This window comes from Erwinia sp. TECH1 (assembly GCF_054057575.1).
The window spans coordinates 700,945-722,485 of record NZ_JBSRZK010000001.1 but is presented as its reverse complement, the minus strand read 5'-3'; the positions used below and the strand labels follow the sequence as shown (position 1 = coordinate 722,485).

The window sequence follows — 21,541 nt, the reverse complement described above, 5'->3', positions numbered from 1 at the left end:
CATGACGGGTTTAGCTGCCTGATACGTCAAATAAGCTGATGGGCACGGCGACCCTCTCGCCGATTGACCAGCCTTTTTTGCCTAAAATATGCTGAGGCGTGTTTTCCGGCACGGTAAAAAAGAAGGTGTTGCTCTCTTCTTCTACTTTTCCCTCGTCTAAATCTTCAGGGTCCAGATCCATCTCGTCCAGCTCTTCTTCAGACAGCCCTAAATGGGTGGCCAGTATCGATCTTTTCATCGTTTATCTCCTCAGCGTTAACGCTTACGGTTAAAATTTTCAAAGCGCCGTAGTTATTTTATATCCTCAGGTAAATTTCGTTCGTTAATCGCACGTTGATTTTCTCTGGCCTATTGTCAGAGGTGAGCGATAACACGAGGAGCAGGGAATGAAAAAGCTGGCTGTGATGTTTGTGCTTTTACTGGTTGGCTGTGTCGATTTAGGGCGCATTGGGACGCATCCTGACATGAAACAGGTCTACCTGAAGGGATATCCACACAATGTTGCCGACTGTCTTTTTGCTGCGGCGCAGAGTCAGCACCTTCGGCTGGAGCGGGACGGCCGCCTGACTCAAGGTATTGAAAAGTATAATCTGACGGACAGAAATTACGACAACGTGGCCTGGATTGAAATTGCGGCAGCAGGCCGTCAACAATCCAGCGTGACCTTCTATTATGCTAAGGAGCCTGACGTCAGCGCGGCGGTTTCCGCCATGGCGGCGCGCTGCAAAGACTCGCGCTTTTAAGCTTTTGCTTTCACAAAAAGCATTGTGAACAGGCCGCACCGCAGAAAGCAAAAAACCCGCCGAAGCGGGTTTCTTACTGAAAATGTTGAAGCTGACCGGTAAGCCGCTTTCCTTTCATAAAAAGCGTCGTGGACGGTTCTGCCGTAGAAAGCAAAAAACCCGCCGAAGCGGATTTCTTACTGAAAATGTTGAAGCTGACCGGTAAGCCGGGTTCTGTCGTGGACAGTCATTCATCTAGGCCAGCAATCGCTCACTGGCTCAAGCAGCCTACCCGGGTTCAGTACGGGCCGTACCTTGTGAACCCCTATTTGGCCTTGCTCCGGGTGGAGTTTACCGTGCCACGAACTGTTGCCAGCCGCGCGGTGCGCTCTTACCGCACCCTTTCACCCTTACCTGATCCCACAAGTGGGCCATCGGCGGTTTGCTCTCTGTTGCACTGGTCGTGGGCTTGCGCCCCCCAGGCGTTACCTGGCACCCTGCCCTATGGAGCCCGGACTTTCCTCCCCTTTGTCTGTCTCCCCCGAAGGAGGACGGCAACAAAGCGGCGACTGTCTGGTCAGCTTCGGCGCGGATAATAGGGCATTCCGCGCGGTTTGTCACCCCTCTTGCTGCTCCAGCGCATACTTATAGAGCGCATTCTTTTTTACGCCGTGAATTTCGGCGGTCAGCGCGGCGGCTTTTTTCAGCGGCAGCTCCTGCTGCAACAGCGCCAGCGTGCGCAGCGCTTCCGGCGGCAGCGCGTCTTCCACGGCCTGATAGCCTTCCACAATCAGCACCATTTCGCCTTTGCGGCGATTTTCGTCTTCTTTAACCCAGGCCAGCAGCTCGCCCACCGGCGCGCCGTGAATCGATTCCCAGGTTTTGGTGATTTCCCGCGCCAGGACTACGTAGCGCTCGCTTCCCCATACGCTGACCATATCCTGTAAGCTTTCCAGCAGGCGATGGGTGGATTCATAAAAAATCAGCGTGCGGGATTCCTGCTCCAGCGCGCGCAGCGTGTCGCAACGGCCTTTGCTTTTGGCGGGCAGAAACCCTTCGTAACAGAATCGATCGGACGGCAACCCCGCCGCGCTTAATGCTGTAATCGCCGCGCAGGCGCCAGGCAACGGCACCACGTTTACGCCCGCTTCCCGGCAAAGACGAACCAAATGATAGCCGGGATCGTTAATCAACGGCGTGCCGGCATCGGAAACCAGCGCTATGCTTTGCCCGTCCCGAAGCTTTGCCAACAGCGTTTCCGCCTTCTGCTGCTCGTTGTGATCGTGTAATGCGAACAGGCGCGCATTGATGGCGAAATGTTGTAGCAACAGCCCGGTATGACGTGTATCTTCCGCTGCGATCAGGTCGACGCTGGCAAGCACCGAGAGCGCACGCTGGGTAATATCGCCCAGGTTACCAATCGGTGTGGGAACGATGTAGAGCGTGCTGGCCGAAATCTCTTCGCGTTGTTTCATTGTTTGATCCGAATTGCCGATTTAATATTGAGCATCTTGAAAAAAACATAACTGGATACAGTATGCTTCCTTCGAAAGTCATTCATAACAAAGCAGGACGCTGCGTGCCTCTGCTGCTGGCGGCCCTGATTTTTGCCGGTTGTTCCGGCCAGGGCCCACAGGCGCCGACGGTCAACGTGCAGGGCACCGCGACAGGCACTTCCGACTCTTATTTGCAGCAAATGCAGCAAAGTTCAGATGATAACAAGGTTGACTGGCAATTACTCGCAATCCGGGCGCTGCTGAACGAAGGAAAAATTCCTCAGGCCAGCGACCAGCTGGCCAACCTGCCGCAGCAGCTGAATGATGTCCAGCATCAGGAATCGCTGCTGCTACAGGCGCAGCTCAAGGTGATGCAGAAGGATGCGGCCGGCGCGGCGCAGCTTTTGCAGCAGATTGATGCCGCCTCCCTGTCGAAGGAGCAGCAGGCCCGTTACTACCAGCTGCAAATTGCCGGCAGCCAGGGATTAACGCAGCTGCGCGCTTATATTGCGCAGGAACCGCTGCTGAGCTCGCCAGCCGATAAGCAGAAAAATATTGATGCAACCTGGCTGGCGCTGAGCCAGATGACGCCAGAGCAGGCCAACGGCCTGGTGATCAACGCCGATGAAAACACGCTACAGGGCTGGCTGGATCTGCTCAACGTCTATAAGGCCAACGTCAGCGATCCCACGATGCTGAAAGCGGGCATCAGCGACTGGCAGACGCGCTATCCTAACAACCCGGCGGCGAAAATGCTGCCAACGGCGCTGAGCCAGGTGCAGAACTTCCAGCAGTCGTCGACCGGTAAAATTGCGCTGCTGCTGCCGTTAAGCGGCCAGGCGCAGATCTTCGCCAAAGCGATTCAGAAAGGGTTTGACGACGCACGCAATGGTGCGCTGGCCCAGCCGGCTGCACAGCCGCAGGCCGCCGCCGCCAGCACCGCACCTGTTGACGCCAATACCGCCACGCCTGTCGATGCCAACGCCGTGCCAGCAGCAGCCAGTCCGGCCACCGATAGCGCTGCTGCTCAGCCAGCTGCGCAAAACAGCGATAGCGCCGCTCAGCCTGCCGTGCAGAACGGCAGCGTGGCGCAAACCGCGCCGCCATCCAGTTCGGCGCAGGTTCAGGTCTACGACACCAGCAGCCAGCCGATAGATCAGGTGCTGGCGCAGGCGCAGAAAGACGGTGCCACGCTGGTGGTCGGCCCGCTGCTGAAAAGCAACGTCGAGCGTTTAGCTGCCTTACAAACGCCGTTGAATATCCTGGCGCTTAACGAGCCGGAGACGGTACAGAACCATCCGAATCTTTGTTACTTTGCGCTTTCTCCTGAAGACGAAGCGCGTGACGCCGCGCATCATATGTGGGATCAGGGCAAGCGTTCGCCGCTGCTGCTGGTGCCGCGCAGCTCGTTGGGCGATCGCGTCAGCAAAGCATTTGCTGCAGAATGGCAGCAGCTGGGCGGCGCGACCGTGCTACAACAGCAGTTCGGTTCGCAGGGCGAGCTGAAGCAGGGCATTAATAGCGGTGCGGGCTTGCGTCTGACCGGTACGCCGATCGTTGCTCAGCCGCAGCAGCCGCAGGGCGTAACTATTGCGGGCCTGACCATTCCGGCGCCGCAGGCGGATACGCCAGCGGCAGGCGACGGCAGCGTGGATTCGCTGTATGTCGTGGCGACGCAGGATGAGATGGCGCTTATCAAGCCTTCCCTCTCCATGCGCGTCAGCAGCCGCAATATGGCACAGATTTATGCCAGCTCGCGCAGCTATCAGGCAGGCAGCGGCCCGGACTATCGTCTGGAGATGGAAGGCGTGCAGTTCAGCGATATCCCGCTGCTGTCGGGCGCTAATCCCGCGCTGATGCAGCAGGCGGCTAAAAACTTTAACAACGATTACTCTCAGGTTCGTCTCTATGCCATGGGCGTGGACGCCTGGACCCTGGCCAATCACTTCAATGAAGTGCGCCAGCTGCCGGGCTTCCGGCTGCAGGGGGAAACCGGCAACCTGAGCGCCACCCAGGACTGCGTCATCAACAGGAAGTTGGTATGGAGCCAGTATCGCCAGGGACAAATCGTTCCGGCATCCTGAGCCGTCAGCAAACGGGGGCGGGCTATGAGCTACAGGCCCGCCGCCTGCTGGAAGGTGCAGGATTAACTTTTATCGCGGCTAACGTCCGCTTTCGCGTCGGAGAGATCGACCTGATTATGCGTGATGGCGAGACGTGGGTTTTCGTAGAGGTGCGCTATCGCCGTAACGATCGGTTCGGCGGTGCCGCCGCCAGCGTAACCCGCAGCAAGCAGCAAAAGCTGCTGAAAGCCGCAGCCTTATGGCTGAACGGTCGCCAGAGCAGCCTTGAGAGCGCCCGCTGCCGCTTTGATGTGGTAGCGATAACCGGCGCACGAACGGACTGGTTGTCCGATGCTTTTACGGCGGAGTAATTTCGCCAACCACTTGCCAGGTGAAAAACGTGCTGGAAAGAATCAAAGTTTGTTTTACCGAAAGTATTCAGACGCAGATAGCCGCAGCGGAAGCGCTGCCGGATGCTATTTCGCGCGCGGCGATGACGATTGTCCAGTCGTTGCTGAACGGCAATAAAGTGCTGAGCTGTGGCAACGGCACCTCCAGCGCCAACGCCCAGCACTTTGCGGCCAGTATGATCAACCGTTACGAAACCGAGCGCCCCAGCCTGCCTGCGGTAGCGCTGAGCGCGGATAACGTGCTGCTGACGGCAATCGGCAACGATCGCCTGCACGACGAAATCTACGCCAAGCAGGTCCGCGCGCTGGGCCATGCTGGCGATATTCTGCTGGCCATTTCAACGCGCGGCAACAGCCGTGATATTGTGAAGGCCGTTGAGGCAGCGGTAACGCGCGATATGACGATTGTCGCGCTGACCGGCTATGACGGCGGCGAACTCGCCGGTTTGCTGGGTCCACAGGACGTGGAAATTCGTATTCCCTCGCACCGGAGCGCGAGGATTCAGGAAATGCATATGTTAACCGTGAATTGCCTGTGCGATTTGATCGATAACACCTTGTTTCCCCACCAGGACGTTTAAGGAGCTATGATGAAGCTGATTTCCGCAACCGCCATCGTGCTGACCGCGCTGATGCTACAGGGCTGCGTTGCCGCCGTGATCGGCAGCGCGGCGGTCGCCACCAAAACGGCCACCGACCCGCGTACCGTGGGCACCCAGGTTGATGACAGCACGCTGGAGTTACGCGTCAGCAACGCGCTGGCGAAAGACAACCAGATCAAAAAAGAAGCCCACATCGTGGCAACGGCCTACCAGGGCAAAGTGCTGCTGACCGGCCAGGCGCCGAGCGCCGATGTCGCTAACCGCGCTAAACAGATCGCCGTCGGCGTGGATGGCGCAACCGAGGTCTATAACGAAATCCGCACCAGCGAGAAGGCCAGCTTTGGCACGGCCTCTTCCGATACCTGGATCACTACCAAAGTGCGTTCCAACCTGCTTTCCAGCGACCAGGTCAAATCTTCTAACGTGAAGGTCACCACCGAAAACGGCGAAGTGTTCCTTTTAGGTCTGGTAACTACCGCAGAAGCCAAAGCGGCGGCCGATATCGCCAGCCGGGTCAGCGGCGTGAAGCACGTCACCACCGCGTTCACTATTCTGCAATAAGCAGCAAAAGCCCGGCCAATGCCGGGCTTTCACTTTTATCATACCGCGTCGCCCGCTATAGCCGACTCAGACAATCCATCGCTACCGCCTTGAAGCTGACAAAATCCTTGCTGTCGCGCAGCCGCGCCATCGCCCGCTCGCGCAGGAACGTCACGAACAGATCGTAAATCGCCATCGCCTCTTCATAATCGCTTTTGCTGATTGCCAGCAGAAAGATCACCGAGGCCGTTTCGTCTCCCCATGCGATGCCCTGCGGCGCCAGCACGGTATAGACCACGCTTTTCTTCGCCAGCAGGCCCAGCGAGTGCGGTAGCGCAATGCCTTCGCCAAACATCGTGCTGACAATGGCTTCGCGCTCCACGACGGAATCGTGAAACGTCTGGTCGACCGCGCCCTCTTTTTCCAGCCGATCGCAGAGCATACGGAACAGCTCCGCCTGGGTTACGGGCTGGTCGATAACAAGAAAATGGCCGGCGTCAAAGAACTTTTCCAGCATATAAGGCCGGGTGCGATCCACCAGCACCAGTTTGCCAATCTGCTCCAGCTGGTATTCCGTGGGAAAAGGCGACATCACCACCACCGGCTTCTGTTTCTCGACAAGGCGCGTAGTGGAGATAACAAAATCTTCTTCAATACCCGGCTGCTGCTCATACTCGCGCTGCGAAATAATATTGTTGACCACGATCTGCGGATATTTCCGCATCAGCATCGCCTGGATCATGCGCACGGTGGAATTGCCGGTATCGCACACCAGCAGCACCTGCGGATGGCGCCGGTAGCCGACGTCATAGTGCCGCTCCAGGCCGACGCCGATATGCAGCACCAGAAATCCCATCTCGTTTTCACTGATGGTATAAGGGGTGTATTTTCCCCAGCTGGATACGGCGGCCAGCGTCACGTCCCACGCCATCGGATAGTGCTGCTTGATGTTCGCCAGCAGCGGGTTAGGAATAGCGATCTGGTAACGCACACGGGTGATCATGGTTTTAATATGCGTCAGCAAATCTGCCCGCAGCTGCCCGTCGCTTTGCAGATTAAAGTTGTAGTGAGTATTGATGTAGCTAAGGATGTAATTGACCAGCGATTCGCCGTCGTCCGGGCTGATGGCATCCGGCGCAATCGCCTCAACGCGCCGTGCCGCGATATTAACGCGCAGGTAGGCTTCTTCTGCGGCTGAGAACGCTTTGCCGGTGAGCGGCTGTAGTAGCGCAATCAGATGGCGCGCCGCGCCTCGCACGTCGTCATCCACGTCGTCAGCCGTGAAATCGGAAAGCGGATAGCCTTCGCTGATGCGCCTTACGGACACCGCACAGTAGAGGCGCAGATAAAACTCACCCTCATCCGTCATCCTGACGGCAAAACGCCCCAGCGACTGGCTCAGCAGCGGCTGTAGCGTAGCCAGAATGCCGCTGTTCAGCACCTCCAGATGCAGCAGCGGATCGTCGGCATCCTCCTGTGCAATCTGGTAGAGCAGATCGGTCAGGCAGGTGCGCACGGCCATTTCGCTGCCGAACAGCTTCATGCCGTAGCGCGGCCGGGTTTCAATCACCAGCTGATAGCGCGCCAGCCACTCTCTCACTTCAGCCATATCGCTTTGCAGCGTGGCGCGGCTGACAAACCATTCATCGGCCAGATCTTCCAGCTTAAGGGAATAGGCTGAGGTGAGAAATCGGGTTAACAGGTAATGCACTCGCGCCGCCGAAGTGCGGGGAATGCGTAAAGACGAAGGCGACTGGTGCCGCAGCTGGCTGTAGCGCTGCGCATCTTCAATTTTTAACCGATAGCCCTCGCCCCGATTCAGCACAAAGCGGATGCCGTGATCGGCCAGTAGCTCATTCAGCGCGGTAATGTCCGTACGTACGGTGCGGGTAGATACCGCAAAACGGCGCGCCAGCTCGTCCTGAGGCAGCGTTTCGTTTTGCAGCGTATCGAAAAGCCTTGCAAGGCGTTGGTTAGGGAATCTCACCGGGTTTCCTGTGGTTGTCTTGGTTGCGCTCCGTTAACGAAACGGGCCGGGATCGCCCGGCCTTGATCGCGCGCTTACCCCACCAATTTTTTTGTCATGGCCAGCAGCGCGCGGACGTCGTCCGGACGAGTATTGCCGGAAGCCTTATCAATAATCGAGCTGTAAATGTGCGGGATGATTTTGCTGACGCCCGCCTCCAGCGCGATTTGCAGAATGGCGGCATAGTTATCCAGGTCGATGCCGCCCGTCGGCTCCAGCCAGAAATCCTGCTCGGCGCAGGCTTTCGCCACCGCGCGAAACTCCTCGACAGCCTTCAGTCCACCCATCGGGAAATATTTCACCGAGCTGCCGCCCATATCTTTCAGCAGCGCAATCGCGGTCGCTATCGGTACTATCCCCTCTGGCGCCTGCGAACTGAGCGGCCCGGTGGAAATTTTGACCATGCCTGGCCTGCCCGTCGGCGAAATCAGGCCGTTAACCACCGTCTGGCGCTGGCCCAACAGCGCGCGGCTGGTCGCCACGCCGGTAAACACCTGGTTCACGTGCTGCGGTTGCAGCTGGCCTGCAATAGCGCTGACCATCGCCGACTGGTTCGGATCGCCCGCCCCCAGCCCAACGGAGAGCGCATTGTCGATCAGCGCCGCGTAGTCACGCATATCGGCAACGGCGCTTGCCACGCTGTCATAGTTTTTCGACAGCACGCCAACCAGCACGTGGCCTTCAGCCGCCTGCCAGATCTCGCGGGCGTTCTCTTTCGATCCTGCCAGCACGTTCAGACAAACGCGATCGCGATAGAAATTTGGCATAAGCGTCATGCTGTTTTCCCTTCTGATAATAATGCTCTGACGGAAACGTAAATAGTATTCAGCTGCTCTGGCGAGACACTGCGCACGTCGACCTCGACAATGCCTTCATTGGCTTTATAGCCGCGAAAATAGATCGCTATCTCGCCTGTTTTTAACCTCTGCACGACGTCGCCCGTGGTCAGACCGATCTTAAGCTCGTCGAAATGGATTTCTGCCCTGGCGATATCTCGTCCGGCGGCATCCCAAACCACGCGCGCGCTGATGCCGTCCAGCGCGTTCAGGTTGTCGATAAACGGCGTCATCTTCTCGACCATCTGTGCGCCGGACATTTTCGGCTGTTGCAGATAGTTTTCGATCGCCTGCGTCAGGCCAAGGATGCCTTCCTTGCCGACCTTCATTGCCCGGCCGATGCCCTGCGACTGGCGCTTCACCCACTCAACGTATTTTTTGCGCCCCATCACCAGCCCGCTCGTAGGGCCTTCGATAGCCTTCGCGCCGCTGTAGATCACCAGATCCGCGCCGCCCTGGTAGTAGCGCTGTAAATCTTCTTCCGCCGCCGCATCGACAATCAGCGGCAGATTATGCTGGCGCGCAACGGCGGCCGCCTGTTCGACGCTGAGGTGGCTTTTCTGCACGCAGTGATGCGATTTGATATAAAGAATGGCCGCCGTTTGCGGCGTCACGGCGGCGGAAAGCTGCGCGGCGGAGCATTCGTTGGCGTAGCCTGCTTCTACCAGACGCCCGCCGCCCAGCGCGACCATAGTGCCGACGGGCGCGCCGTAATTAACGTTATGGCCTTTCGGCACCACGATATGGTGAGGAACAATCAGCGGCGAGGCGTGTAGGTTTTCCAGCAGCCAGTCGTTATCTTTGACGATGACCGCCGCCACGGATTGCGCGATGCCCGCCGACGCGCAGGAAACCATCACCGCATCCTCACAGCCGAGCAGGCTGGCGATATAAGCGCCGGTTTTATCAACCAGATCGTTCATTTCAAAATAGTGGTTAAGGCCGTACTTTACCGTGTCCACCACGTCGGCGGCAGGGGTAGAGACGCCCAGAATGGTCATGCGGCCCGAAGCGTTAATGACCTGTTTTAAGCCATATTTCTCATAAATCGAAGACATGATGCTTTTTCCCTTCTTCGGTAACAAACCAGCGGCCAGCCACCACGGCGGCCAGCGGCACCAGCTGCTTTTCGCCCGTGGCCGACTGGCCTTCGGAATCGGTAAACACGCAGGACGCATCCTGCACGTCGAAAACAGTCAGATCGGCGTCATAGCCCACCTCCAGCCGTCCCTTCTGCGATAGCCGCAGGCCGTCAGCCGCGTTGGCGGTCACGCAGTCAATAATTTGCGGCAGGGTCATGCCTACGCTGAAGAATTTCGCCATCACGTGCGCCAGCGAATGCACCGGCCCGTTAAGGCGGTTGCGGCAGTAAATATCCGAGCTGATGGTTTGCGGCAGAATGCCCTGCGCGATAGCCACGCGCGCCACGTCGAAGCTGAAGCTGGCCGTGCCGTGCCCCACATCCAGCCGCACGCCGCGCTCCAGGGCACGATGAACGGAGGCGCGCAGCTGACCGGCAGGTGTCAGGATGCGGTTGGGCTTGCCGTTATAGCAGTGGGTGATGATGTCGCCGCTGTCCAACAGATCGGCTATTTCATCCAGATTGGGCGGGTTATTGCCAATATGCACCATCAGCGGCAGCCCGCCGTTTTCCTGCTGGATCGCTTTGGCACGGATCAGCGGCTGCACGCCGTTTTTACCTACCACGCTGCTGCTGATGCGCGCCTTGATGCCAAGAATAAACCCTGGCAAACGCTGCACCGCCTCACGCACGCCGACGCGGTCGATTTGCGTCATATCCGCCAGCTCGTTTTGCGTTACGATGCCGGTGCGCGCGATATTCAGCAAGGCGTAAACCTGCGTGCGGGCGCTGCGGGTTAAACGACAGAACTCGTCAACATCGTCCGCGCCGGTGCTGCCCGCATCCACGACGGTCGTCACGCCGGTAGCAACGCCGATGCAGTCCGCTTCGTCGTGATAAATCGGCGAATTGGGATAGCAGTGCACGTGCGAATCGATCCATCCGGCGCTCAGGTAAAAACGCCCGGCCAAATCGTACTCGCGCGTGGCCTGACCGCTGACCTCGCCCAGCGCGGCAATTTTTCCGTTGTGTACGGCGATATCGGTCAGCCCGCCGTCCGCCAGGCGCGCCCGGCGCACAATAAAATCAAACATGGCAAACTCCTCCGTCTGCAAAAGCGGTCGCCAGCGCCGCTGAGCCCTGGCGATCGGGCTAGAGCGCCACCGGGAAAAATGCGCCCAGCAGCATTGCGCCCAGAATGGCGCCGCCGGTAATAGGCTTGTTCCAGAGATAAAACAGCAGCGCGCCGATGAGCGAACCCAGACCGATGGGAATTGAGGCGGCCATAGCCGAGAGAATAATTAGCGGCCCGAGGAAACGCCCGGACGCGTTGCCCGCGCCCATCATGACGTCGGCGCCATAGGTTGAATCGCTGTTATTGATGGTGAACCTGCGCGCCAGAATAATGAGGTAGCCGATCGCCAGGCCCAGGATCAGGCCGGTCAGCAGCGAGGCGGCAAAGTTGGCCACGGGGAAGATAAATCCGGCGCCCAACAGCAGCGCCGGCACGCCAAGGCCGACGCCCGTCTGGATGGCGCCGCCGATATCCAGAATGCCTACCAGCGACCCTTCGATAATACGGGCGAACAGAAAGCTCGCGCCAAAGGCCGCCACCGCGCCATAGACGCCGGTTTCCATACCCGCGCGCAGCATAGAGACAAAGGCGACCTCGTTAAACGCGCCCAGCCCATAGACGTAATACATATGCGTTCCGGCGAACACGCCGGCGGAAAGCAGGCCGACAAAGATCGGGAAAGACCAGTCGGCATACCAGAAACCGCTTTTTGCTTCCATTTTCCTCTCCTTATTTTCCGCTCAGCGCGTTATGGAACATCGACAGCCAGTCCGGCACGCCCAGCCGGAAAGATTCCAGCATTTTCATATCGAAGCCGCGGAAGAAGCCACTCAGGACAAACAGCAGCACGATGGCGAACATCATCACTTTGGTGACGCGATGCCAGCCGCTCTCTTCAACGCCCTTGCCGATCAAAATGCCCAGCACCAGTCCCGGCACCGCATTGCCCATAATCAGCTGCGCCAGGCCGCCGAAGATGGTGGCCCAGAAACCCGATTTTTTACCGGCATCGATTGCCGCCAGCCAGAAGATCACTGGCATCACGGTATTGACCAGCAGGTTAGCCGCAGGCACCAGCACCTTAACGGCGGTGATCTGGAGCGCCGCCGGCACGGCCGAAGCGGTAGAATTCAGAAAGGCGACCACCACCATGCCGATCAGGCCGCAGGCGATGGCCATTTTTTTCGGATCGTGCAGCGTTTCTGCCAGGTTGCGGTTTCGGATCATCAGCGCCGCCGCGCCCCAGTTCGGGATAATGCGGTGGTCGACGTCCTGGGTAAACGAGCCTGCGGCAACGGAAGAAGCCCAGGCGTTAAAGAAGAAACCCAGACCAAACGAGAAGTGAGAGGCGGGATCGCCTTCACAGGAGTTGAGTTCACCCAGCGTGCGAAAGGCGCCCATGCCCTGAGTCGCCGGCGCATGAAACATACGCGCGGCGCCAGCGCCAACGCCTACTCCGACCAGGCCGCCGATAATAAGAGATTTAAAAAGGATAATTAAAAACATCACACTTTCCTTGCAGGCTTGCGCCAACGTTTTTAAGTTATGTTTGCCCGGCTAGCGCGTGAGGAAATCGATTTTGTCGACATCGATAGCGTTCACGCTGACGGTAATTTCCAGTTCGATGCTGTAACTCCGCCGCTCCCTCGCCAGAAAGAAAAACAAAAAGCGTTCTTTCCTGACGCTTTCCCGCGCCAGCACCACCCTGACCTCCTGCGGCTCAATGCGCAGCAGCACCTTACCGGTCGTCTTTAGCAGCGTGCTCTGCACACCGCTCAGCGCATCGGCGAACGCTTTCTCTTTGCTGTCGCCTTTGCCGCTGACCTTTACCGCTGTGGTAAATTGCTCCTTCATCGGTCAGGCACCGTGCTTCTTGTTCCAGGCCTGCACCAGGCGTTCGCCCAGCTCTTCTTTGTCCATAAAGCCAAAGCCGAGCACGTTCGCGCCCTCGTTGATGGCGGTTACGCCCTCTTCTACAGAGCGCATGCCATATTTCGCTTTGTAGCCGTGTTTGGTTTGCGCGGTAATAGCGCCTGCGCCGCCGCTGCCGCAAAAAGAGATGCCAAAAGTGGCGTTTTCCGCTTTCATGACGTCGCCCAGCTTCATGTCCGCCGCCACGCCCGGCACCACCACGGCCTTCCCGCCCGCTTTCTCGACGCCTGCCGCGACTTTCTGGCCTTTCCCTAAACGATCGCCAATAACAACAATGACTTGTGACATAAGCATTTTCTCCGGCTGGTAAATTTACGGTTGGTTTTCTTTTGCGACTTCAACGTGAACGGAAAGCAGCCAGGCTTCTTCCTGGGGCAAGTTGCCAAAGAGATCCACCACCTGCTGGGCCAGCAACATGGATCCCGGCGAGATCTCGTCAAACAGTTCAGCCTCGACTTCCGGCAGCGGTTCGCCCGTTAGCGAGCGCGAAGCCATTGCCCGCACGTGCGAAGCCAGCATTTTTTGCTGAACGGCATCAGGATAAATATTTTTGGCAGCAAACAGCTCGCTGATTTGCATCATCATTTTGTCGGCAAGCGCCTGAACCGCCTGTTGCTCGTCGGTTTCTTTTACCGCCACTGCTCCGTCTTTCACGCAACGCCCCTTATTTTCCGTTTTGGTTCGGCTGTAAACCGAATTTATTCGCGAGAGAAATAAAGTAGCGCCGGAGGTAGCGATTTTGTAGACCGCATTTTTCCGTTTCAAAGTGGAAATAAGCGCGAAGCCAGGGAAATCCTTCACAAAATGGTTATTTCACTTAACAGAAGAGCAAAAGTGGAAGGTAAATCACAGTACGACAGAAAAAATGTCTGCCTGATCGGCCGATAACGGCGATCGCAGCGGCTATCCTGATGGAAACCATAGGAATTGCTTATGGTAGTGGAGAACGAAATCATTATTTAAATAAAAAAAAGAAAGATTAGCTCTATTTAATAAATAAAACAGACATAAAGTAAATTCCCAGATAGTGAGAAGCCCCTGCGCGCTGACACAGGGGCAAAATCAGAATTCACGCTTGACAATCAAATAACCGTTAAATTCTATATTACACTCATAATCATTCGCAATGGTAGAGACAAGGAAAATATCCTCTTTTCCCTCCTTATCTTTAACAGTAAACTTAATTATGAGGTTAACAGGATTATCCTGTGAATATATTTCTTTGTTATCGCTTATCGATAAAAGGGTATCGGTTTTATAGGTTTTTTCGGCATAGTATTGTGATAACAAATCAGAGACAGGTTCGTTGAATAGCAATTCCGTGGTTACCCCATCGGGCGGTATGCTCTTAATGTCAATATGCATTTCCTCATGCATTTTATCCATCATTCTTATGGCAGTACCTGATATGGGCGAATTACAATTATTATCAAGCACCGGCGCGGCAAGCGTACAGGTGCTGCAAATAATTAAGGGGAGAAGAAAATATCTCATTCAACAATAATCTCCTTATCCTTTGAATCCCAAATTGCTTTACGGAACCTTGGATCCAGTATGATGCAGCCATTTGAGGCTTCGCCTGGATGCGTTTGACTTTCTCCATGAATTAGAAAACCACTCCGATTACACATATTGTTGCCTTTATCTGGCTCAAGGCGAAGCGTGAATCGACCCGCTTTTTTATGTGTGAATGGAACGCCTGTGATCCGGTATTTACCTCTGGGCAACGGGCCTCTATCGCGCAGACATTCATACTCAGGATTATCTTTATAGCCCGGAGAACCAGCATAAAGCGCGCTGAACTTGTATTCCCCGTTACGCTTAAAGGTCTTCATCATTACATTATACGTCCATGCCATTGTTACTCTCCTTGTTTACCTCACATGTTATAAAGCCTCTTAGCAAGATTACTTAACAGATATCGCTTAAGCGTTTCTATAGCGGCAGCAAAAAATTTAGGCCTCTTATAACCTCAATCAAAAAAGAATTGATTTTGCATAAACCTGGCGTATTATCGATTCAAGGTGGGATTTCTACGCATGCCACTTACGCATCATGAACCCTGGCAACCGACGGGGTTGTGAAGGCTATATGAGGAAGGTTATCTAATTTTTTCTATTTTACCGGCGATTTCATCGCCTCTATATTTATATAGCGGCGCTAGTGTAGGTTTTTATGGTTGGTATTCTTTGCCTGGCGGGATTTCTAAATTGATAGTTACGATAGCTATCACTTTTTGTGCATTTATTTACGGTTTCAGCATCAAAATTCATTAAAGCCCTCCAAAGCAAATATTAATCCATGCAGAAATCTCACTGTGGCGGAGATCTTTTCATTTTAAGGTTTTACAGGGCAGAACTCATCACCATCAGTAGCAGGCTGGGAAGTAAAGGGAGGCGCAGTCTGCGCCTCCCTTACATAAGCCACCAGAATTATTGTCCGGCGATTTTCATTTCCGGGATCAGCACGGAGCCGCACTGAATATTGCTGCGGGTTTCGATATCGCTGCCCACCGTGACCATATTGCGCCACATGTCCTTCAGGTTGCCTGCGATAGTGATTTCGCTTACCGGATACTGAATTTCGCCGTTTTCGACCCAGAAACCGGCCGCGCCGCGCGAGTAGTCGCCGGTGATGCCGCTAACGCCCTGGCCCATCAGTTCCGTCACTACAAGGCCGGTGCCCATTTTTTTCAGCAGCTGGTCGAAGCTGTCGCCCTGACCGTTGATGCGCCAGTTATGGATGCCGCCCGCATGGCCGGTGCTTTTCAGGCCCAGCTTGCGCGCCGAGTAGCTGGTCAGCAGCCAGGTTTGCAGCACGCCGTCTTTGATGATGTCGCGCTGTTCGGTACGCACGCCTTCGCTGTCGAACGGCGTAGAGGCCAGGCCCTTACGCAGGTGTGGCTGCTCCTGGATGGTCAGCCATTCCGGCAGGATCTGTTTGCCCATCGCATCCAGCAGGAAAGTGGATTTGCGGTAGACGCTGCCGCCGCTGATCGCGCCGACCAGATGGCCAAACAGGCCGGTCGCCACTTCCGCCGCAAAAATAACCGGCGCTTTCATGGTGGCGAGCTTGCGCGGCGAGAGGCGCGACAGCGTGCGGCGGGCGCACTCTTCGCCGACCCACTCCGGCGACTTCAGGTCTTCGATAGCGCGGCCGATGGTGTAGGCGTAATCGCGCTCCATATCGCCGTTAGCTTCGGCAATAACGCTGGCTGAAATCGAATGGCGGCTGGATGAGTAGCCCTGGATCATGCCGTGGCTGTTGCCGAAGACCTTCATGCCGATATGGCTGTTGAAGCTGCCGCCTTCGGTATTGGTAATACGCTTGTCGGCTTTGAGCGCAGCCTGCTCGGCCCGCGCCGCCATCTCGATCGCTCTGTCAGGATCAAGATCGGTGGGATGGAAAAGATCCAGATCCGGCGCATCAAAAGCCAGTAGATCGCGATCCGCCACGCCCGCATAAGGATCGGCGGAGGTATAGCGGGCGATATCGACAGCCGCCTGCACGGTACGCGCGATGGCGTCCGGGCTGAGATCGGTCGAAGACGCGCTGCCTTTGCGATTCTGATGATAAACGGTAATGCCTAAAGCGCCGTCGCTGTTAAATTCAACGTTTTCTACTTCGCCGTAGCGGGTGCTGACGCCGATCCCCGTGGTTCTGGTGACGGCGACTTCCGCCCCATCGGTGCTGGCTTTGGCCAGCTCGAGTGCTGTTGCGACCGCCTCTTCGAGGGTTTTACGCTGTTCTGCAACTTGGGAGAGTAATTTCATCGACCTACCATATAATTAACAGAGGGCTTTTCTGGGTATACGCCACCAGATTTCCGGACTCTTCAGGGTTTCAGGTTTACCTGAGTCTAACAGACTCAGCGAACAATTTCGCAGTAGCCTGAGTTTCCTGATAGCATTAGCCTCTTTTTTAGGGAGCCTCCCATGACCAAACAGCCTGACGACTGGCTCGATGATGTACCAGATAACGAAGAAGAAGATGATGAAATTATCTGGGTCAGTAAAAGTGAAATTAAACGTGATGCCGAAGAGCTGAAGCGCCTGGGCGCCGAGCTGGTAGAACTGAGCGGTAACTCGCTGGATAAAATCCCGCTGGATGAAGATCTGCGCGCCGCCATCGAGCTGGCGCAGAAGATCAAGAAAGAGGGACGCCGCCGTCAGCTGCAGCTGATTGGCAAAATGCTGCGCTCGCGCGACGAAGATCCTATCCGGCAGGCGCTGGACAAGCTGAAGAACCGTCACAACCAGCAGGTTGCGCTGTTCCATAAGCTGGAGATGCTGCGCGATCGTCTGGTTGCCGAAGGCGATGACGCGATGGCGGACGTTTTACAGCTTTATCCGAACGCCGATCGTCAGCAGCTGCGCTCGATGATCCGCAACGCCCAGAAAGAAAAAGCGGCCAATAAGCCGCCGAAAGCTTCCCGCCAGATCTTCCAGTATCTGCGCGAGCTGGCCGAAGCCTCCTGAAAACGCTGCGGGTTTGCTTGCCCGCAGCGCCGACTGGCTGGCCCGTTACGCCAGCCGATCCAGCAGCTTCTGATGAATGCCGCCAAATCCCCCGTTGCTCATCACCAGGATGTAGTCGCCCGGCTGCGCCGTTTTAGCAATCATCTCTACCAGCGTATCCACGTCCGCGCTCCAGTGAGCGGGCTGTACGCACGCCTCTGCCACTTCGGCGACCTGCCACGGAATATGGTGCGGCTGCAGCAAAAACACCTCATCGGCCCGGCCCAGCGCAGGCGCTAAATCGTCTTTGCTGATGCCCATTTTCATGGTGTTGGAGCGTGGCTCCAGCACCGCCAGGATACGCGCTCTGCCGCCTACCTTGCTGCGCAGCGCGGTCATGGTCGCCAGAATGGCGGTAGGATGATGCGCAAAATCATCGTAAACCTTAATGCCATTGGCTTCGCCGCGCAGTTCCAGGCGACGGCGGGCGTTGATAAAGTCGTCCAGCGCCTTACCGGCATCTTCCGGCTTCACGCCTACGTGGCGTGCAGCGGCAATGGCCATCAGGCCGTTATGCATGTTGTGCTCGCCCACCAGCGACCAGTTCACTTCCGCCACGCGCTCGCCGTCCAGCCAGACTTCCCAATGCGAGGCGTCCGGCGTCAGCTTTTTCGCCTGCCAGCGGCCGTTTTCGCCGGTGCTTTCCTGCTCGCTCCAGCAGCCCATCGCTATCACCTGCTTCAGGTTGCTGTCCTGCTCCGGCACGATAATCCGTCCCTGACCCGGCACGATGCGCACCAGATGATGGAACTGCCGCTGGATCGCTTTTAAATCATCGAAAATATCCGCATGGTCGAACTCAAGGTTATTCAGGATCAGCGTGCGCGGGCAGTAATGCACGAACTTTGAGCGCTTATCGAAGAACGCGCAGTCATATTCATCCGCCTCAATCACGAAGAATGGGCTTTTTCCTAAAGTTGCGGAAACGTCGAAGTTACCCGGCACGCCGCCGATGACAAAGCCCGGCTCCAGCCCGCACGCCTGCAGGATCCACGCGGTCATGCCCGCCGTAGTGGTTTTTCCGTGCGTTCCGGCAACCGCAATCACCCAGCGGTCGCGCAGGACGAAATCGTGCAGCCATTGCGGGCCGGAGAGGTAAGGAATATTCCGTTCCAGCACCGCTTCCACACAGGCGTTGCCGCGCGTCATGGCGTTGCCGATGATCACTAAGTCGGGCGCGGGATCGAGCTGGGAAGCATCATATCCCTGAATTAAATCAATGCCTTGCTTTTCTAAAAGCGTGCTCATCGGCGGATAAACGTTGGCATCGGAACCGGTCACTTCATGACCCAGCGATCGGGCCAGCATTGCCAGACCGCCCATGAATGTGCCGCAGATACCGAGGATGTGAATACGCATAAAAGGTCCGTTTACTGAAAGGGTCGGTGCACAGTGTAGCGTCCTCATCGTGCGGAAGAAACGGAATTTGCCCTATGTTCTTTAGCCCTCATTCGGCTAAACTGCCTCGACATACGTTGGCAGTTTGTATCGCAGGCTGCTGTTCAACCGCAGATTCAGGGATTGTGTTATGAAAACGTTAGGCGAATTTATCGTCGAGAAGCAACACGACTTTCCTCACGCCACAGGTGAACTGACGGCGCTGATTTCAGCTATCAAGCTGGGCGCAAAAATCATTCACCGTGACATCAACAAAGCGGGGCTGGTCGATATTCTGGGCGCCAGCGGCGTGGAAAACGTGCAGGGCGAACAGCAGATGAAGCTCGATCTGTTTGCCAACGAAAAACTCAAGGCCGCGCTGAAAGCACGCGGTATCGTAGCCGGTATCGCTTCTGAAGAAGAAGATGAAATCGTTATTTTCGAAGGCGTTGAGAACGGTAAATACGTGGTGTTGATGGATCCGCTGGACGGCTCTTCCAACATCGACGTTAACGTTTCCGTCGGCACAATTTTCTCTATCTACCGCCGCATCACGCCGCCAGGCACGCCGGTAACGGAAGAAGATTTCCTGCAGCCGGGCAGTCAGCAGGTTGCCGCGGGCTATGTCGTCTACGGTTCCTCTACCATGCTGGTTTACACCACCGGCTGTGGCGTGCACGCTTTCACCTACGATCCTTCGCTGGGCGTTTTCTGCCTCAGCGCGGAAAAAATGGCTTTCCCGGAAAAGGGCTACACCTATTCCATTAACGAAGGCAACTACATCCGTTTCCCGCAGGGCGTGAAGAAATACCTGAAGTTCTGCCAGGAAGAAGATCAGCTGACCCATCGCCCTTATACCTCGCGCTATATCGGCTCGCTGGTGGCGGATTTCCACCGCAACCTGCTGAAAGGCGGCATCTATCTCTATCCAAGCACCGCCAGCCACCCACAGGGCAAGCTGCGCCTGCTGTATGAGTGCAACCCGATGGCGTTTCTGGCCGAACAGGCCGGCGGCAAGGCCAGCGACGGCAAAAACCGCATTCTGGATCTGGTGCCGGAAACCCTGCATCAGCGCTCGCCGTTCTTTGTCGGCAACACCGATATGGTTGACGACACCGAGCGTTTCCTGCGCGAATATCCGGACGCTTAAGGCCGACGGCTATGCAGACAGGGCGATCTTCGGATCGCCCTGTTTTTTTTGCGTGCGCTTTGCCAGCACGTTAAATAATCGGCCAGCGTACTGGAGCATTCTGAAAGCCCAAAAAGGGGGCATACTTTCATATCCAGTTGGCTATAATGAGCGTCACTTGATTTAAGACGATTAAAGGAATTCACCATGAGTTTAAACCAGGTTCCAGCGGGTAAAGATCTGCCAGAAGATATCTACGTTGTTATTGAAATCCCGGCCAATGCCGATCCGATCAAATATGAAGTAGATAAAGACTCCGGCACGCTGTTTGTTGACCGTTTCATGTCTACCGCGATGTTCTATCCGTGCAACTACGGTTACATCAACCACACGCTGTCTCTGGACGGTGACCCGGTAGACGTGCTGGTGCCGACGCCATACCCACTGCAGCCAGGCTCAGTGATCCGCTGCCGTCCGGTTGGCGTGCTGAAAATGACCGACGAGTCTGGCGAAGACGCCAAGCTGGTTGCGGTTCCGCACACCAAGCTGACCAAAGAGTACGATCACATCAAAGATGTGAACGACCTGCCGGAACTGCTGCGTGCGCAGATCACCCACTTCTTCGAGCAGTATAAAGCGCTGGAGAAAGGCAAATGGGTGAAAGTGGAAGGCTGGGACAACGCTGAAGCGGCGAAAGCTGAAATCATCTCCTCTTTCGAGCGCGCGAAGAAGTAAACCGCCGCCCGGACAGTAGATAAAAAAACACCGCTCAGTGAGCGGTGTTTTTATTTATACGAAGGCAAAAAATTATCATCCATTAGCTGCTCCCAACCCCACGGCAAGATCTGGGGAAAGGCATCGGCTTCCAGGCCGGTTTCCCGCGCGGCGGAAAGAATAGCATCGCCATACGCATCCCTCATCAGTTCGGGAAGCTCACTTTTCAAACTGGGATTACGGTCTAATCGCCGTCCAATTTTACGGCGCTGTTCGGCAATGGTCAGTTGCCAGCTACGCCCCCGGTAAGTGGGCTGATATTGCCATTTCAGCAGGTGCATAAGCAGCACCTCAAGACGCGATTCCAGTTCGCGACGTTCACTGTTGCCCATGCTTCTGATTTCCTCAAGCAGGTTCCCTTTGTCCAGCTGCGCCAGATTACCGGCTTGCAGTAATTCCGCCTGTTCCAGCGTCCAGCCGTAGAAGTCATTTTCATATTGAGAAGCCATGATTTTCTCTGCGAAGTAATCAATATTGATAGAAAGTCAGTGTGTCAGAGACGATCGGCGCCGTCAAAATCAAGCTCACTTTTTGTGCAATGCACCGCATCCAGCCCATAAAAAAACACCGCTCAGTGAGCGGTGTTTTTATTTATGTCACGCGTGTCAGGCAGGATCCTGGTTATCCCGCAGCAGCCAGTCTCCGCTGGCTATCCGCTGCTTGCCCTCTACCGAACGCTGATAAACGTACAGCCATGCGCTGCCGTAAGGCGTCGGCATCAGCTCGCGCTTATACTCTCCGCCTTTGGTTCTGAGCGCGTCCAGCTCGCCCAGCGTGGAGGCGTCCACCCGGTAGACCTCGCAGTAAACCTGCCCGCTACCCGCGACGACGCCGGGGTAAAGACCCAGATTATATAGCTCGTAGCCGTCGATCTGATGATCGCCCAGCCACTGCCCGTTGGTCATCCAGTGACTGTTGCCTTGCTTGCGTCTCAGGCTGCCGTAGACAATTATTCGCATTG

25 protein-coding genes and 1 other RNA gene are annotated in these 21,541 nt (G+C 56.1%); 8 read left to right on the top strand and 18 right to left on the bottom strand.

What is annotated here, in order from left to right; translation table 11 throughout:
* Nucleotides 1-10 precede the first annotated feature (10 nt).
* Entirely contained in the window at nucleotides 11-238 is a 228-nt protein-coding gene (locus tag ACVWZ0_RS03230; RefSeq protein ID WP_253455785.1) for a hypothetical protein, read from the bottom strand.
* Nucleotides 239-386: 148 nt separating this feature from the next.
* Between ACVWZ0_RS03230 and ACVWZ0_RS03225 the strand changes: the two genes are divergently transcribed.
* Nucleotides 387-743, top strand: a complete 357-nt coding sequence (locus tag ACVWZ0_RS03225; RefSeq protein ID WP_253455787.1) for a hypothetical protein — start codon at nucleotides 387-389, stop codon at nucleotides 741-743.
* Between the two features lie 186 nt (nucleotides 744-929).
* On the opposite strand, the gene rnpB is transcribed toward ACVWZ0_RS03225, so the two are convergent.
* Both rnpB and rsmI read right to left on the bottom strand, forming a co-directional pair.
* Nucleotides 930-1,307: RNase P RNA component class A (gene rnpB, locus ACVWZ0_RS03220), an RNA gene on the bottom strand.
* Nucleotides 1,308-1,339: 32 nt separating this feature from the next.
* Nucleotides 1,340-2,197, bottom strand: coding sequence for a 16S rRNA (cytidine(1402)-2'-O)-methyltransferase (gene rsmI / locus ACVWZ0_RS03215; RefSeq protein ID WP_253455789.1), 858 nt, complete (start codon nucleotides 2,195-2,197; stop codon nucleotides 1,340-1,342).
* A 62-nt stretch (nucleotides 2,198-2,259) separates the two neighbouring features.
* On the opposite strand from rsmI, the gene ACVWZ0_RS03210 reads away from it, so the two are divergent.
* The 4 genes from ACVWZ0_RS03210 to dolP are packed head-to-tail and all read left to right on the top strand — an operon-like array spanning nucleotide 2,260 to nucleotide 5,854.
* A complete protein-coding gene (locus ACVWZ0_RS03210; protein ID WP_253455791.1) occupies nucleotides 2,260-4,302 on the top strand; it encodes a penicillin-binding protein activator in 2,043 nt (680 codons plus the stop codon).
* On the top strand, nucleotides 4,260-4,652 hold the full coding sequence (locus ACVWZ0_RS03205) for a YraN family protein (protein ID WP_253455794.1): 393 nt from the start codon (nucleotides 4,260-4,262) through the stop codon (nucleotides 4,650-4,652). Before ACVWZ0_RS03210 ends, ACVWZ0_RS03205 begins: the two co-directional genes overlap by 43 nt.
* Before the next feature lie 29 nt (nucleotides 4,653-4,681).
* Complete coding sequence (gene diaA, locus ACVWZ0_RS03200; protein ID WP_125290352.1) at nucleotides 4,682-5,272, top strand: DnaA initiator-associating protein DiaA; 591 nt, start codon at nucleotides 4,682-4,684, stop codon at nucleotides 5,270-5,272.
* Nucleotides 5,273-5,281: 9 nt separating this feature from the next.
* Complete coding sequence (gene dolP, locus ACVWZ0_RS03195) at nucleotides 5,282-5,854, top strand: division/outer membrane stress-associated lipid-binding lipoprotein (protein ID WP_253455797.1); 573 nt, start codon at nucleotides 5,282-5,284, stop codon at nucleotides 5,852-5,854.
* A 55-nt stretch (nucleotides 5,855-5,909) separates the two neighbouring features.
* On the opposite strand, the gene ACVWZ0_RS03190 is transcribed toward dolP, so the two are convergent.
* The 12 genes from ACVWZ0_RS03190 to pmbA form a co-directional block, all read right to left on the bottom strand.
* Nucleotides 5,910-7,820, bottom strand: a complete 1,911-nt coding sequence (locus tag ACVWZ0_RS03190) for a BglG family transcription antiterminator (RefSeq protein WP_253455800.1) — start codon at nucleotides 7,818-7,820, stop codon at nucleotides 5,910-5,912.
* Nucleotides 7,821-7,894: 74 nt separating this feature from the next.
* A complete protein-coding gene (gene dagF, locus ACVWZ0_RS03185; protein ID WP_253455802.1) occupies nucleotides 7,895-8,635 on the bottom strand; it encodes a 2-dehydro-3-deoxy-phosphogluconate aldolase in 741 nt (246 codons plus the stop codon).
* Nucleotides 8,632-9,753, bottom strand: coding sequence for a DgaE family pyridoxal phosphate-dependent ammonia lyase (locus ACVWZ0_RS03180; RefSeq protein ID WP_253455805.1), 1,122 nt, complete (start codon nucleotides 9,751-9,753; stop codon nucleotides 8,632-8,634). Before ACVWZ0_RS03180 ends, dagF begins: the two co-directional genes overlap by 4 nt.
* Entirely contained in the window at nucleotides 9,737-10,870 is a 1,134-nt protein-coding gene (locus ACVWZ0_RS03175; protein ID WP_253455808.1) for an amidohydrolase/deacetylase family metallohydrolase, read from the bottom strand. Before ACVWZ0_RS03175 ends, ACVWZ0_RS03180 begins: the two co-directional genes overlap by 17 nt.
* A 58-nt stretch (nucleotides 10,871-10,928) precedes the next feature.
* Nucleotides 10,929-11,570, bottom strand: a complete 642-nt coding sequence (locus ACVWZ0_RS03170; RefSeq protein ID WP_125290346.1) for a DUF4310 family protein — start codon at nucleotides 11,568-11,570, stop codon at nucleotides 10,929-10,931.
* A 10-nt stretch (nucleotides 11,571-11,580) separates the two neighbouring features.
* Nucleotides 11,581-12,357 (bottom strand): DUF4311 domain-containing protein, encoded by a 777-nt coding sequence (locus ACVWZ0_RS03165; protein WP_253455811.1) that lies wholly within the window; start codon nucleotides 12,355-12,357, stop codon nucleotides 11,581-11,583.
* Nucleotides 12,358-12,408: 51 nt separating this feature from the next.
* Nucleotides 12,409-12,705 carry a DUF4312 family protein gene (locus tag ACVWZ0_RS03160; RefSeq protein ID WP_253455814.1) on the bottom strand — a complete coding sequence of 99 codons (297 nt, stop codon included), beginning with the start codon at nucleotides 12,703-12,705 and terminating at the stop codon, nucleotides 12,409-12,411.
* 3 nt (nucleotides 12,706-12,708) lie between these two features.
* Nucleotides 12,709-13,071: a glycine-rich SFCGS family protein gene (locus tag ACVWZ0_RS03155; protein ID WP_253455817.1), complete on the bottom strand. Its 363-nt coding sequence runs from the start codon at nucleotides 13,069-13,071 to the stop codon at nucleotides 12,709-12,711.
* Between the two features lie 24 nt (nucleotides 13,072-13,095).
* Nucleotides 13,096-13,437, bottom strand: coding sequence for a glycine dehydrogenase (locus ACVWZ0_RS03150; protein ID WP_253455820.1), 342 nt, complete (start codon nucleotides 13,435-13,437; stop codon nucleotides 13,096-13,098).
* Nucleotides 13,438-13,845: 408 nt separating this feature from the next.
* Complete coding sequence (locus ACVWZ0_RS03145) at nucleotides 13,846-14,277, bottom strand: hypothetical protein (RefSeq protein ID WP_253455823.1); 432 nt, start codon at nucleotides 14,275-14,277, stop codon at nucleotides 13,846-13,848.
* Entirely contained in the window at nucleotides 14,274-14,642 is a 369-nt protein-coding gene (locus tag ACVWZ0_RS03140; RefSeq protein WP_253455826.1) for a tlde1 domain-containing protein, read from the bottom strand. Before ACVWZ0_RS03140 ends, ACVWZ0_RS03145 begins: the two co-directional genes overlap by 4 nt.
* 573 nt (nucleotides 14,643-15,215) lie before the next feature.
* Nucleotides 15,216-16,556, bottom strand: coding sequence for a metalloprotease PmbA (pmbA, locus tag ACVWZ0_RS03135; protein ID WP_125290339.1), 1,341 nt, complete (start codon nucleotides 16,554-16,556; stop codon nucleotides 15,216-15,218).
* Between the two features lie 162 nt (nucleotides 16,557-16,718).
* Here pmbA and yjgA point away from each other — a divergent pair, with 162 nt between their 5' ends.
* Nucleotides 16,719-17,261: a ribosome biogenesis factor YjgA gene (gene yjgA / locus ACVWZ0_RS03130; protein WP_253455830.1), complete on the top strand. Its 543-nt coding sequence runs from the start codon at nucleotides 16,719-16,721 to the stop codon at nucleotides 17,259-17,261.
* A gap of 45 nt (nucleotides 17,262-17,306) precedes the next feature.
* On the opposite strand, the gene mpl is transcribed toward yjgA, so the two are convergent.
* Nucleotides 17,307-18,659 carry a UDP-N-acetylmuramate:L-alanyl-gamma-D-glutamyl-meso-diaminopimelate ligase gene (gene mpl / locus ACVWZ0_RS03125; protein WP_125290337.1) on the bottom strand — a complete coding sequence of 451 codons (1,353 nt, stop codon included), beginning with the start codon at nucleotides 18,657-18,659 and terminating at the stop codon, nucleotides 17,307-17,309.
* Between the two features lie 169 nt (nucleotides 18,660-18,828).
* Between mpl and fbp the strand changes: the two genes are divergently transcribed.
* A complete protein-coding gene (fbp, locus tag ACVWZ0_RS03120; RefSeq protein ID WP_253455834.1) occupies nucleotides 18,829-19,827 on the top strand; it encodes a class 1 fructose-bisphosphatase in 999 nt (332 codons plus the stop codon).
* Nucleotides 19,828-20,013: 186 nt separating this feature from the next.
* Nucleotides 20,014-20,541, top strand: a complete 528-nt coding sequence (gene ppa, locus ACVWZ0_RS03115) for an inorganic diphosphatase (RefSeq protein WP_125290335.1) — start codon at nucleotides 20,014-20,016, stop codon at nucleotides 20,539-20,541.
* A 50-nt stretch (nucleotides 20,542-20,591) separates the two neighbouring features.
* On the opposite strand, the gene ACVWZ0_RS03110 is transcribed toward ppa, so the two are convergent.
* A complete protein-coding gene (locus ACVWZ0_RS03110; protein ID WP_253455837.1) occupies nucleotides 20,592-21,029 on the bottom strand; it encodes a DUF29 domain-containing protein in 438 nt (145 codons plus the stop codon).
* A 156-nt stretch (nucleotides 21,030-21,185) separates the two neighbouring features.
* On the bottom strand, nucleotides 21,186-21,539 hold the full coding sequence (locus tag ACVWZ0_RS03105) for a gamma-glutamylcyclotransferase family protein (protein ID WP_125290334.1): 354 nt from the start codon (nucleotides 21,537-21,539) through the stop codon (nucleotides 21,186-21,188).
* Nucleotides 21,540-21,541: the final 2 nt, after the last annotated feature.

Coding starts and splice junctions, on each gene's coding strand:
- ACVWZ0_RS03145 (WP_253455823.1), bottom strand. CDS start 14,277: ATGAGATATTTTCTTCTCCCCTTAATTATTTGCAGCACCTGTACGCTT.
- ACVWZ0_RS03210 (WP_253455791.1), top strand. CDS start 2,260: ATGCTTCCTTCGAAAGTCATTCATAACAAAGCAGGACGCTGCGTGCCT.
- ACVWZ0_RS03205 (WP_253455794.1), top strand. CDS start 4,260: ATGGAGCCAGTATCGCCAGGGACAAATCGTTCCGGCATCCTGAGCCGT.
- ACVWZ0_RS03180 (WP_253455805.1), bottom strand. CDS start 9,753: ATGTCTTCGATTTATGAGAAATATGGCTTAAAACAGGTCATTAACGCT.
- ppa (WP_125290335.1), top strand. CDS start 20,014: ATGAGTTTAAACCAGGTTCCAGCGGGTAAAGATCTGCCAGAAGATATC.
- pmbA (WP_125290339.1), bottom strand. CDS start 16,556: ATGAAATTACTCTCCCAAGTTGCAGAACAGCGTAAAACCCTCGAAGAG.
- ACVWZ0_RS03165 (WP_253455811.1), bottom strand. CDS start 12,357: ATGTTTTTAATTATCCTTTTTAAATCTCTTATTATCGGCGGCCTGGTC.
- ACVWZ0_RS03230 (WP_253455785.1), bottom strand. CDS start 238: ATGAAAAGATCGATACTGGCCACCCATTTAGGGCTGTCTGAAGAAGAG.
- fbp (WP_253455834.1), top strand. CDS start 18,829: ATGAAAACGTTAGGCGAATTTATCGTCGAGAAGCAACACGACTTTCCT.
- ACVWZ0_RS03105 (WP_125290334.1), bottom strand. CDS start 21,539: ATGCGAATAATTGTCTACGGCAGCCTGAGACGCAAGCAAGGCAACAGT.
- dagF (WP_253455802.1), bottom strand. CDS start 8,635: ATGACGCTTATGCCAAATTTCTATCGCGATCGCGTTTGTCTGAACGTG.
- ACVWZ0_RS03175 (WP_253455808.1), bottom strand. CDS start 10,870: ATGTTTGATTTTATTGTGCGCCGGGCGCGCCTGGCGGACGGCGGGCTG.
- ACVWZ0_RS03160 (WP_253455814.1), bottom strand. CDS start 12,705: ATGAAGGAGCAATTTACCACAGCGGTAAAGGTCAGCGGCAAAGGCGAC.
- ACVWZ0_RS03225 (WP_253455787.1), top strand. CDS start 387: ATGAAAAAGCTGGCTGTGATGTTTGTGCTTTTACTGGTTGGCTGTGTC.
- ACVWZ0_RS03110 (WP_253455837.1), bottom strand. CDS start 21,029: ATGGCTTCTCAATATGAAAATGACTTCTACGGCTGGACGCTGGAACAG.
- dolP (WP_253455797.1), top strand. CDS start 5,282: ATGAAGCTGATTTCCGCAACCGCCATCGTGCTGACCGCGCTGATGCTA.
- ACVWZ0_RS03155 (WP_253455817.1), bottom strand. CDS start 13,071: ATGTCACAAGTCATTGTTGTTATTGGCGATCGTTTAGGGAAAGGCCAG.
- rsmI (WP_253455789.1), bottom strand. CDS start 2,197: ATGAAACAACGCGAAGAGATTTCGGCCAGCACGCTCTACATCGTTCCC.
- ACVWZ0_RS03170 (WP_125290346.1), bottom strand. CDS start 11,570: ATGGAAGCAAAAAGCGGTTTCTGGTATGCCGACTGGTCTTTCCCGATC.
- ACVWZ0_RS03140 (WP_253455826.1), bottom strand. CDS start 14,642: ATGGCATGGACGTATAATGTAATGATGAAGACCTTTAAGCGTAACGGG.
- mpl (WP_125290337.1), bottom strand. CDS start 18,659: ATGCGTATTCACATCCTCGGTATCTGCGGCACATTCATGGGCGGTCTG.
- yjgA (WP_253455830.1), top strand. CDS start 16,719: ATGACCAAACAGCCTGACGACTGGCTCGATGATGTACCAGATAACGAA.